Origin of the sequence: Methanosphaera sp. BMS (assembly GCF_003268005.1) — an archaeon.
Taxonomy (GTDB): Archaea; Methanobacteriota; Methanobacteria; order Methanobacteriales; family Methanobacteriaceae; genus Methanosphaera.
In genome coordinates this window covers 2,375,688-2,387,446 of record NZ_CP014213.1, presented here as the reverse complement: position 1 = coordinate 2,387,446, position 11,759 = coordinate 2,375,688, and the positions used below count along the sequence as shown (strand labels likewise).

Annotated in this window: 9 protein-coding genes; 8 read left to right on the top strand and 1 reads right to left on the bottom strand. The window is 35.5% G+C overall.

Going from position 1 to position 11,759, the window contains the following annotated elements; all coding sequences use genetic code 11:
• Positions 1–7: 7 nt before the first annotated feature.
• The 8 genes from AW729_RS08945 to AW729_RS08910 all read left to right on the top strand — a co-directional run bounded on the left by AW729_RS08945 (position 8) and on the right by AW729_RS08910 (position 11,217).
• The gene (locus AW729_RS08945) at positions 8–1,081 is read left to right on the top strand and encodes a DNA topoisomerase IV subunit A (RefSeq protein WP_394339558.1); all 1,074 of its coding nucleotides are present in this window, start codon (positions 8–10) and stop codon (positions 1,079–1,081) included.
• A gap of 53 nt (positions 1,082–1,134) precedes the next feature.
• Positions 1,135–1,503, top strand: a complete 369-nt coding sequence (locus tag AW729_RS08940) for a DUF5518 domain-containing protein (RefSeq protein ID WP_162685916.1) — start codon at positions 1,135–1,137, stop codon at positions 1,501–1,503.
• A 4-nt stretch (positions 1,504–1,507) separates the two neighbouring features.
• On the top strand, positions 1,508–1,870 hold the full coding sequence (locus AW729_RS08935) for a DUF5518 domain-containing protein (RefSeq protein WP_162685878.1): 363 nt from the start codon (positions 1,508–1,510) through the stop codon (positions 1,868–1,870).
• A gap of 46 nt (positions 1,871–1,916) precedes the next feature.
• Complete coding sequence (locus AW729_RS08930) at positions 1,917–4,250, top strand: cysteine peptidase family C39 domain-containing protein (protein ID WP_112124780.1); 2,334 nt, start codon at positions 1,917–1,919, stop codon at positions 4,248–4,250.
• A 532-nt stretch (positions 4,251–4,782) separates the two neighbouring features.
• On the top strand, positions 4,783–5,796 hold the full coding sequence (locus AW729_RS08925) for a phosphorylating glyceraldehyde-3-phosphate dehydrogenase (protein WP_112124779.1): 1,014 nt from the start codon (positions 4,783–4,785) through the stop codon (positions 5,794–5,796).
• 192 nt (positions 5,797–5,988) lie between these two features.
• Positions 5,989–7,212 carry a TIGR00300 family protein gene (locus AW729_RS08920; protein WP_112124778.1) on the top strand — a complete coding sequence of 408 codons (1,224 nt, stop codon included), beginning with the start codon at positions 5,989–5,991 and terminating at the stop codon, positions 7,210–7,212.
• 52 nt (positions 7,213–7,264) lie between these two features.
• On the top strand, positions 7,265–8,200 hold the full coding sequence (locus tag AW729_RS08915) for a calcium/sodium antiporter (RefSeq protein WP_112124777.1): 936 nt from the start codon (positions 7,265–7,267) through the stop codon (positions 8,198–8,200).
• Between the two features lie 341 nt (positions 8,201–8,541).
• On the top strand, positions 8,542–11,217 hold the full coding sequence (locus tag AW729_RS08910) for a right-handed parallel beta-helix repeat-containing protein (protein WP_112124776.1): 2,676 nt from the start codon (positions 8,542–8,544) through the stop codon (positions 11,215–11,217).
• A gap of 179 nt (positions 11,218–11,396) precedes the next feature.
• On the opposite strand, the gene AW729_RS08905 is transcribed toward AW729_RS08910, so the two are convergent.
• Positions 11,397–11,714 (bottom strand): hypothetical protein, encoded by a 318-nt coding sequence (locus AW729_RS08905; protein ID WP_112124775.1) that lies wholly within the window; start codon positions 11,712–11,714, stop codon positions 11,397–11,399.
• Positions 11,715–11,759: the final 45 nt, after the last annotated feature.

Sequence of the window (11,759 nt, the reverse complement as noted above, 5' to 3'; positions counted from 1 at the left end):
AGATAAAATGATGCAACATAAAGAATATGCACTTAACCGACTAAAAGGTATGGGTGATGAAGTACTTGAAAAAATATTGGAAGAGGAAGTACCAAGCATAAAGATACCATCAAGGGGAACCGGTAACATCATATATAATGAGGAGAAAAGATACTTTGAACTTGGTGACAGAAAAGGAACCCGTTCCTTGGGAAACGTAAAACAGATTAAGAAGATGGCACAGATGATGTGTGTTGGAAACTTCTGTAAGGAATTGGTAAACATCCAAAAGACCGCTACAATGAGGGAGATGTACTACGTATCCGAAGGATGGGATGTGGGATTTGACAACCAGCAGGAATCAAACAACATCACTGAGGATATTGAGGTAACACTTGGAGTATCACGTGAAAACCTAGGACTTCTACCTGAAGAAGACGGTGCAGCAGTATACGGAGACATCACCCTAAGGGATGACGACGTGGAATTCAATGCACTTAAAATGGGAAAATCAGGTTATTCAATCCCACCTACCGTAGATGACGTGGAATTTGTAGATAGCGGAGTAGAACGTATCATAGCAGTGGAAACCATGGGGATGTTCCATCGTTTAGTACAGGAAAAAGCATATGACAGGTTCAATACATTGATTGTGGGACTTAAAGGTCAGGCTGCCCGTGCTACACGTAGATTCATAAGACGTGCCAGTGACGAATTGAACGTTCCGGTATACATCTGTAACGACGGAGACCCATGGGGATTCCACATAGGTATGGTTATCATATCAGGAAGTGCTAAACTTGCACACGTAAACCATGACCTGGCAACACCTGACGCAAAGTTCCTGGGTGTAACCGCATCAGACATTACCAATTATGATTTGCCAACGGACAAATTAAAGGATGTTGACGTTGCACGTTTAAAAGAACTGTCTGCCGATCCTCGTTATAGGGGTGATTTCTGGCAGACCGAAATTAAGAAAATGCTTAAGTTAGGTAAAAAAGCAGAACAGCAGTCTTTCTCCAAATATGGATTGGAATACATCGTAGATGAATACTTCCCTGCAAAGATTGGTGCTATCGAAGGTCAGCCAATAGAATAGATAAAAACTGATTATTATCTTTTTTTATAAATTTTTTTTTATGAGGGGATAATATTAATATAAATGAAATAATAAAAGTAAAAAGTATACTCATTGCAATCATAATTATTGTAATTTTTTCATTACTAAGTACGGATTCATCCACAATCATACCATTCTTCCTATTTGTAGGCATATTGATGGGAATCATACTGGGTAACGATAAAAGGATTGCATTGATTAATTCATTTATTGCATCACTAATAGGATCACTCATATCCTTTGCAATATCTACAGTCATAGTGTATTATACGGAAAGTCCATTGTATGCAATAGCCGTAATTCAATCGGCCAAGTTTCTGTTAATATTCTATGTCGTAATAACAGTAATTGGTGCTGCAATAGGTTACTACATAAGAGATGAAATTAAAAACAAAGGGTGATATTATGGACATTAACAATGTTACCAAAGGAAAAATTGTTCCACTGGGAATCATTATAATAATAATAACCTACCTTATAAGTGGAAGCTCATCCAGCATTACTCCATACATATTATTTACAGGAATAATTATAGGTTTAGTTAAAAACCAATCACTAAGCGAATCAGCAGTAGCTGGAGGATTAGCCTCACTTATCGCTTCATTTGTTGTAACAATACTCACATTAGCATTCACATATATGATTTATGGGCCATTATATGTGCAGTATATGTTGACAAGTACCCTGCTATATCTGGTGATATATACATTAGTGGGAGTTATCGGTGGAGTACTCGGTTATTATATATCAAAAGAATTAAATATATAAACCCCGCCTATTTTTTTTTAAAATCAAATTAAAGGAGATTGATAACTTGAATATCAAGATTAAAGATGTGATATTTTTCTTAGTAGTATTTACGTTAATACTGGGATTATCCAGTGTAAATGCCATTAATGATGATTCACAAAATAATCTAAGTGATACATTAAAAGACGTTGACAATGTTAAGGTAAGCGAAAAAAATATCGAAAACAATAAAATAGAACAGACAGAAGTAAAAAACAAGACAGCTAAAGGCGATTCAAAAACAAATACCAACATTGAGGTAGAAAACTTCACGGGCAAAATCGGAGACAACGTACAGCTTAAAGCAAGCGTTAAGGATGAAAATGATGGCATCATTAACGCAGGAAAGGTATTGTTTAAGGTAAATAAGGAAACCATAAAAGACAACGGCCAAATAAGTTATGCACCAGTGGTTAACTCCACTGCAATACTTAACTATACCATACCGAAGTCATGGAATAAAACCATCAGTCTGGAGGCAGTTTATAGTGGAACCAGCCAATATAATAGTTGTAGAAGCAATCCCCTAATATTGGATGGCATGAAGTTAGACACCACCGTTAGCATCAAATCATATAATTTGGCATATCAAGAAAACATAAAATTAACGGCTGAGGTTATTGATGAAAGGGGAAATCCGGTCTCAGGTGGAAAAGCCATATATAAAATCAATGGAGCCACACTCAAATCAAACAATACGGCAATAGAAGTGCGGGTTAGAAACGGTTCGGCTGTACTCAATTACACGACACCCCTTTCATGGACGACCAACAACATTACAATCCAAGCTGTTTACAGTGGTAATGAAATATTTGAAGGTTCAAGAAGCAACTTATCGAAGCAAATCATTAAGGAAGCCATAATAAACTCAAACAATCTGATAAAAACGACAAATGACATAGTTTACTTGAATGTTAACGTTACTGATGAATATGGAAATATCGTTGAAACAGGAAAAATCAGATTATATCAAAACAATAAGCTGATTGGAGAAAACTCTTTAATCAATGGAAAAAGAGAGTTGTATCTGGGTAAGATGAGTGCCGGAAACCATGACTTTAAGTTAGAATTCATATCCCCTGGTTATACAAAAACTGCAGTACCCGTCAGCATAACTGTTAAGAATGAAACACCTATAGTGAACTTGCTGCTTGACATACCACAAGCTACACAAAACGCCAATAAATTAGAGTTACGTGCTTATGTAACGTTCAACAATACCAAGTACTATAAGACCAACATCAATAGCGGTTATGTACTCTTTAAAATAGACAATAACCAAATCAAAAAGGTAGGCATCGTAAATTCAAAGGCATTATACAATTATACCATGCCAAATGATACTTCCAGCCATATAATTGATGCATATTACATATCAGGAGTTTATGGAAATAGTACTGATACGAAGATAATTCAAACAGTGGATAAAAGCAAGTTAAATAGTGAAAATACTGCAATCAAAGGTAATAAAAATCCTTTGGACAATATAATAGAAAATGTTGACGGAATGCCAAATATTTCCTTGATGACAAATTACTTGTGGGCTGATGAAAATGCCACATATACCCTTACACGTGAGCAATATCAGGAAATAACCGTACAAGATAGCTACAGCATGTACCTGAATAATTTCATGTCAAGATATGTTGCATTTAAGACAAAATCAGAACCTGACTTGTATCATGTGTTGAGACGTGAAAAATGGAATGTCATTGAAAAAGCCATAAACCGTAATCTTGTATTATCCAATGGAGGAGCATACCCTGCGGAGATAACAGCAAACCTCAGGGGTGTTGAATATACATATTCGGAAGTAAGGGACATTCAAAACACGTCATATACCTGCGGTCCGACATCCCTTAGCATGTGCAGTCAGACGCTTAAGACTTACTTTTCAGAGTATCGAGGATCCATTGACGCAGGTTCAACCTATTCTGATGGTTCATCAACCAGCGGTCTTGCAAGTGCTGCCAGAATGCACAACATGTCCGCTACATTTTACTACAATACAACATTTGACAATGCATTGAATGAACTGTCAAAAGGTGGATGTGCATTGATATTCCACACATGGAATCATTACGTTGCAATATTGGACATAAGTAAAGATAAATCAAGGGTATTGGTGGCAAATCCATCAGGTTCCTACAATGAGGGAAGTCATGGTATGCCAACAAATTGGCTGACCGTATCCTATGTGAAAAGCTGTTTCAACAACTACGATACCTCCGGTCTAATCCTGAAATTGAATTACAACTTAACGGCTACTGTTAAAAATCAGACAAACAATATGTACAACAACTTCGTAGCAAAATACATTAAATCAAATACCTCCGAGAGAATTCCTAATACGGGATAATATTCCCCCTTCAAAACTCTTTTTTTTTAATTTTTAAAGAATAATGTTTCCATTAGATTAAGATACCTTCCATAATTATTTTTTAGAAAAAAGGAATTGCCCTATCCTATTTGTCAAATATTATTAAAATTTCTAACATAAATTACCATTGCAAAAAGAATATGAAAAAAGGAATTATTCGCTTTAAAAATATAAATTAAAGAGGTAACTTTATTTTACCTGAAAAATAGAAAATTTAACATCATATCCCCATTATTATTGAGATTTCGATGAAGATTTTACACCAAAGTATATTGAATCAAATCCCTATTAATAAGCATAAATATATTACAACATAAACTATATATATAATAATATTAGAATAACTTAAGATTTGAATTCATAATATTGTATATTGAATGTATTAATGTACAACATTGTAACTTAAATATTTTAATACACAACATTGTAACTTAAATATTTTAATACACAACATTGTAAATTGAATTTTAAGATTTATAAATCATACACATGTGATATGAGGAGTAGTACTATGAAGAATATAGGAATCAATGGATATGGAACCATAGGTAAAAGAGTTGCAGATGCTGTGACCCTTCAAGATGACATGAAAATTGCTGGAGTGACAAAAAGAACTCCTGACTATGAAGCTAAAGCCGCTGTTGAAAAAGGATATGATTTATACATAAGTGTTCCTGACAGAGAAAAACAATTTGAGGAAGCAGGAATTGAAGTAGCCGGTACCGCTGATGAACTGTTTGAAAAATTAGATTTGGTAGTTGATTGTACTCCCGGTGGAGTAGGTATTCAAAACATGGAAGAAACCTATAAGAAGATAGGATTGAAAGCGATATTTGAAGGTGGAGAAGACCATGATCCTGTCGGTACATCATTCAATGCCGAATCAAACTATGAGGAAAGTTTAGGAAAGGATTATGTTCGTGTAGTTTCATGTAACACTACCGGGTTATGCCGTACCCTTAAACCTGTAAATGATCTTGCAGGAGTAAAAAAGGTTAGAGCAGTAATGGTAAGACGTGCTGCTGACCCTAACGATTCTAAAAAAGGACCTATCAATGCCATTAAACCTGTAACGACAGTTCCTTCCCACCATGGTCCGGATGTACAGACAATCATCAAAGACATGGACGTTATGACTATGGCATTGGCCGTTCCAACAACATTAATGCACACACATAACATAATGGTTGAACTTGAAAGCGATGTGACAACTGATGATGTTCTTGATGAATTTGAAAAAGCACATCGTGTAATGCCAATAGATGCTAGTCTTAAATTAGGATCTACTGCAGAAATTATGGAATTTGCAAAAGACCTTGGTAGAAGTCGTGGAGACATGTATGAAATACCAGTATGGAAAGAATCAGTTAATGTAGTGGATGGAGAATTATTCTATATGCAAGCTGTTCACCAAGAATCTGACGTAGTTCCTGAAAACGTTGATTGTATAAGAGCAATGCTTGAACTAGAAGAAGATGGTGAAAAATCTATCCTAAAAACCAATAAAGCAATGGGTATATTATAGATATACTCCCTTCCACACCTTCCTTATTTTAGATATCTTCATACAGTAAGCTACTCTTTTAAAAATTGTAATTTATGAAAAATATACCATAAATATTTTTAACTAAGAGTTAAATAAATAATAATTATTAAGTAAAAACAAAATGAAATGAAAATAATCATATTATAATAAAATAAATGGGACGTTGAATAAATGTTTGTTCAAAAAATACGATTAAGTGGACATATCATCGATTCCTTTACCCTTCAAAAGGTAATGGATACAATAATCGACCAAGATGGTGATTATGAGATAGAGGAATTGAATGTTGGTAAACATAACAATGATATCAGTACCGCTAGAATCAGAATAGAATGTGAAAATGAGAAAAAATTAGATAAAATTTTAGACATGGTAACGGATTTAGGTGCACAGTTAATTGAAGAGGAAGAGGTTGAACTTGTTGCATCACAAAAAGACTCCACCGTACCCGATAACTTTTATTCAACAACTAATTATAATACCAAAATCTATTATGACAACAGATGGATCAATATAGACAATATTGAAATGGATTGTGTACTGGTTGTTGATACAGAAAACAAGACGGCCTGTTGTAAACCATTGAACAATGTTAAAAAAGGCGAAATGATAGTTGTTGGGCATAAAGGAGTTAAAGTATCACCACCGGAAAAATCACGTGGAAAGAATACATTTGAATTCATGAACAGTGAGGCTTCAGCTGAAAAACCTACAAGAAGCATTATTCACAATGTTGCAAGTCAGATGAAGGAAATTAAAGACAAAGGAGGTAAGATTGTCGTTGTAGGCGGACCTGCAGTTATACATACAGGTTGTGCACAGATACTTGCCGATTTGATTAAGGAACATTACGTTGATAAGTTATTTGCAGGTAACGCTCTTGCTACCCATGACATTGAAAATGCATTGTATGGTACAAGTCTGGGTGTGAAGACCAAAACTGGTGAACTTGTAGCACATGGACACAAACATCATATATGTGCAATCAATACCATAAATAAGGCGGGCAGCATAAAGAATGCGGTTGAACAGGGTATTCTTACAAGCGGTGTGATGTATGAATGTGTTAAAAACAATGCACCATATGTTCTTGCAGGCAGCATTCGTGATGATGGCCCTCTTCCAGATGTAATTACCGATTCACAGGTTGCCCAGCAGCGTATGCGTGAAGAAATCCAGGATGTGGACATGGTCATTATGATTGCAACGCTTCTTCATAGCGTGGCAACAGGTAACCTGATACCTGCACGCATTAAAAGTGTATGTGTAGATATCAGCAATGCCAGCGTTACAAAACTGTCAGACCGTGGCAGTGCACAGGTTATCAGCATTGTAACAGATATTGGATCATTCCTGCCAATATTATATGAGGAATTGCATAAGCTTGAGGAATGAATTCACGTATAAACGTAACTTTATAATCAAATACGAATAAGAGGATTGTAAAATGAACATACTGAGCATAATATTATTGGTTGTAGGTTTTGTTCTTCTTATTAAGGGTGCGGACTTCTTTGTTGAAGGATCAAGCGACCTGGCCAATAAGTTGAAAATTCCCTCAATGATTATCGGACTTACGATAGTGGCATTCGGTACCAGTGCACCTGAGGCTGCAGTAAGCGTAGCTTCAGCCCTTACCGGCAGTAATGCCATTGCCGTAAGTAACGTTATCGGTAGTAATATATTCAACATGCTTGTTGTTGTGGGAGCAACTGCGGTCTTATATAAGATAAGCATTGAAGAGGAAAGTCTTAAGATTGATTTTCCATTACTTCTGATTAGCTGTGTTCTCCTGTTGATATTCATAATTACGGGAAATCAGATTAGTCGTATCGAAGGGATAATATTCCTAGTTATCATCATATCATACATTTCATGGCTTATCATTAAGGCCAGAAAAGACAAGTCAAACATGGCTGTTGAACAGTCCAAATTATCTTCACCAATCATTGGAATTTATATCATTTGTGGATTGATTGCCATTGTTGTAGGTGGAGATTTAGTGGTAAATTCTGCTAAGGACATAGCACTTGGTTTGGGTATGAGTGAAACGCTCGTCGGTCTTACCATTGTATCTATCGGTACATCATTACCGGAGCTGATTACCAGCATTACTGCGGCACTTAATAAAAAACAGGATATTGCATTAGGAAATGCTATCGGAAGCAGCATATTTAATATTTTGTTTATACTTGGTTTAACCAATGTGATAAGTCCTATCCAAACAACCCAGGTAATGCTAGTTGACACGGTTGTTATGATAGTGCTTCTTGGAATATCCTATGTATTGGCATATGATAAGCAGGACTTTAATAAAAAAGATGGTATCATATTACTTGCAATTTTCATAGTATACATGATGTTTATCATAATAAGAAATTAAATCCCTTTTCCTAATTTTTTTTGTTAAAACATATTTTATTTATCACATTGACAGTTTAATTGCCTTATTTTTATATTATAACATATGTTTTGGATTAAAAAGCTATTTTTTTGAAGATATTATCCGTTAAATATTTAAGTACTACTACTTAATATTTAATAAGGAAGGTGTAATTTATTTTAGAAAGAAAATTATTTAAGAAAATATTTCCGATACTATTTGTCCTTTCAATATTAATATGTTTAACTTGTATTTCTGCAACAGATAATGCTACGTTAACACAAGAAAGTACAATAATATCAAATGAAGATTCAATTACAACAGATAATACTGTTAACAATATGAAAGTAGATAATGACATCAATATCAACACGAACGATAACATAGAAAACAAGAATAATATCAACCAGAACAATCAAAAAGAAGACAGCACACACTACACAGACAATGCAACAATACAAAATACAGACAACACCAACACTGCCGTCAAGATAGTTAATTCTGAAAGCAACCTTAAAACGGCAACCGCCAATAAAGTAATATACGTTAGCTTAAAAGGCAGTGACAACAACAGTGGAACAAAAAACAGCCCATTGAAAAGCATTAAAAATGCACTTAAAATAGCAAAAAACTATGATACAATATATGTATTAAGCGGAACATACTACGAACACGGAATTCTAATAGACAAGAACATTACAATAATGGGAGAAAACCCTAAAACTACCATAATAAATGCCCAAAACAGGCACCTATTCACGATAGCAACAAGAGCACGAGTCAGCATAAAAACGATAACCCTTAAAAATGCTTTTGATGAAAACGGTGGTGCAATATACAACAAGGGTTATTTGAGCATGAAACACGTACGAATGTACTCCAATGAAGCAAGAAATGGTGGTGCAATATACAACAAGGGAACATTATACATGTTCAAATCGTTGTTTATGATCAACACCGCCAAATACGCTTCATGTATTTATAACCTTAACTCACTTGAGGCAAATAAATGCGTATTTGCATCAAATAAGGCAACGGAATTTGCAGCAATATACTCAACGTCATACATGAATCTACTATCATGTAACTTTACAAGCAACATAAATTCAAGCATATTGATAGAAGAATCAGCAAAGAATTCAATCATAGACTCATGTCTATTTTCTGACAATAGAGCAGTTCATGGAGCCGGAATATACGACATTAAATCACCATTACAAGTCAAAAACACTTACTTTGAAAAGAATACCGCTACAAACTATGGAGCGGCGATATACTCAAGCGGAACAACGACGATAAGCAATTCCAAATTCAAAGGCAATCGTGCAGATGATGGTGGAGCCATAGCAGTCAAAAACACGACAACAATTACTTCATCAACCTTTGATTCAAATAGTGCAACGAATGAAGGGGGAGGAGTATACAGTAGCTATGAATTAAAAATGTCCGATTCAAAATTTGAAAATAACCGGGCCACAAATGGTGCTGCCATAAGCAGTACATCAAACATAGTGAAAACAACGAGCATAGATTCATCCACGTTCATATCAAATACTGCCAAAGTTCATGGAGCTGCAGTATATGTTACAAACAAGAACCAGCTGATGCTTAAGGATTCAGTTATAACATACAATACAAACAGGTCAGTATATCTTAGATGTGATAGTGGAATATCAAACACCATTACAAACTGTAACTTTACAAAAAACATAGGAGACACGGGTTCTGCCATATTCAACCAGAAATCCGTACTTACAGTCACAAAGTCAACGGTCACAAAAAACAACAATAGCGTAAAAGGGGCAATATATAACAACCAGGGAAAGACTACAGTCAACTATTGCGTTATTGGTGAAAACAACAAGATTGACGTGTGCAACTATAACGGAGCAGTTAATGCAAACTATAACTGGTGGCTAAAAAACTCCGTTAATTCACAGAATGCCAATGGCTTTAGCGTGAACAATTGGGTTTATTTTAAGCTTGATGCCCTCTCAGATGAGACAACCAAAACAGTTACTGCTACTGCAAGTGTTAACCGGGTATATGACGGAAAGACATTTACTTCAATAGATGCCACAAGGTTACCTGCATTAACGTTTAATGTAACAATTAACGGCGGAGGCATATCCAAGTCGATAGAAAAAAGCGTTGCAAACGGTGTATGCAGTCTTAGTGACAAATACACCCAAGATGGCAGCGTAAGCGTGACCGCTTACACATACAACTGCAAACTAAACAATCAGTTAACCCTTAAAAGCAGTCTGATAAAGTCAAAGATAACCTCATACTTCGTTCAGATTGGTTACGGTGTGACAAAAAGCATGGTGAATTCCTGGATAAACGTTGGTGTCACCGATGTTTATGTTCAGGTAAGGGCTTCCACAAATGATGTGGCCAACTTGAAAAATGTGGCCGCTTTATGTAAGAATACACCTATACGTGTTCATGCATGGGTGATATGTTTCAGTGGTGACGATGTGTCCACTGCCAGACAGAATACCCTTAGATCATTTATTAAAAATGTCATTAAGCTGAATGGAGTTAATGGTGTATGTCTTGATTATGTAAGATATAGTGGAACGAAGGTAAGTATTGTAAATCCAAACATCATCACGAACTTCGTAAAATCAGTTAACGCCATAATCAAGGATTATGACAGCAATTTACAATTGTCTGCATGTGTATTTGCCGAAAAAGCAGGTACAAAGACATACTATGGACAGGACTATCTCGAGTTAAGCAGGTATCTTGATGTGATGCTTCCTATGACATACAAATACGAATACAATGCAGGACGTGAATGGCTTAAATCATCAACGGAATATGTTGTCAGTCGCGCCAAATATTGTAAGGTAGTTAGCGTACTTCAAACATATGACAATAACTTATCCCGGTTATCACAGGCTGAACTTGAAGCCGATGCAAAGGCAGTCATGTCTGCCGGTTCATATGGTTATAGCCTGTTTAGATGCGGACTTATTAGCAGCTATCCAAGAAGTGCAAACAATCTATAGTCCATGACCCGCCAATAAAATAAAATCAAAAAAAAGAATGATTAGAGATGACAATCTCTAATCCACTATTTTTAGTACGGACTGACTTGTAACATGCAAGTAACAGTTGGTCTGACCCGTTTTCAATATTAAATCATGAATCAAATCGGCAGTATACTACACGTATATGCTGTGAAGACCTACTTCATAACCGTAGCTATCAAATTCCAGTGTGTTATCAGAATATGACAGGTTATGTGTTGCCACCACATCAAATATGTATCCTTTTTTACATTGACGGCTTGGTTGCCTGTTGTTGAAAATGCATTATCGTTTAGGTTATTGTATTTTTCCGTGTTATTGTCCATACCCAAGTCATGATTTGCATTTGAATCCTGACAATTTTCATCAATCGAATAGTCATTTGAATCCAAAGATGTGGCGCTTATTGATTGAATAGCAAATGACACCACAACTGCAAATATGACAAACATAACCCTGTATTTAGACTTAATCATTTTTTTCTCCTTTGATTTGATTGTAGATGTCGATAGTAAAGTTTT

Coding starts and splice junctions, on each gene's coding strand:
- AW729_RS08945 (WP_394339558.1), top strand. CDS start 8: ATGATGCAACATAAAGAATATGCACTTAACCGACTAAAAGGTATGGGT.
- AW729_RS08935 (WP_162685878.1), top strand. CDS start 1,508: ATGGACATTAACAATGTTACCAAAGGAAAAATTGTTCCACTGGGAATC.
- AW729_RS08925 (WP_112124779.1), top strand. CDS start 4,783: ATGAAGAATATAGGAATCAATGGATATGGAACCATAGGTAAAAGAGTT.
- AW729_RS08920 (WP_112124778.1), top strand. CDS start 5,989: ATGTTTGTTCAAAAAATACGATTAAGTGGACATATCATCGATTCCTTT.
- AW729_RS08915 (WP_112124777.1), top strand. CDS start 7,265: ATGAACATACTGAGCATAATATTATTGGTTGTAGGTTTTGTTCTTCTT.
- AW729_RS08910 (WP_112124776.1), top strand. CDS start 8,542: ATGAAAGTAGATAATGACATCAATATCAACACGAACGATAACATAGAA.
- AW729_RS08905 (WP_112124775.1), bottom strand. CDS start 11,714: ATGATTAAGTCTAAATACAGGGTTATGTTTGTCATATTTGCAGTTGTG.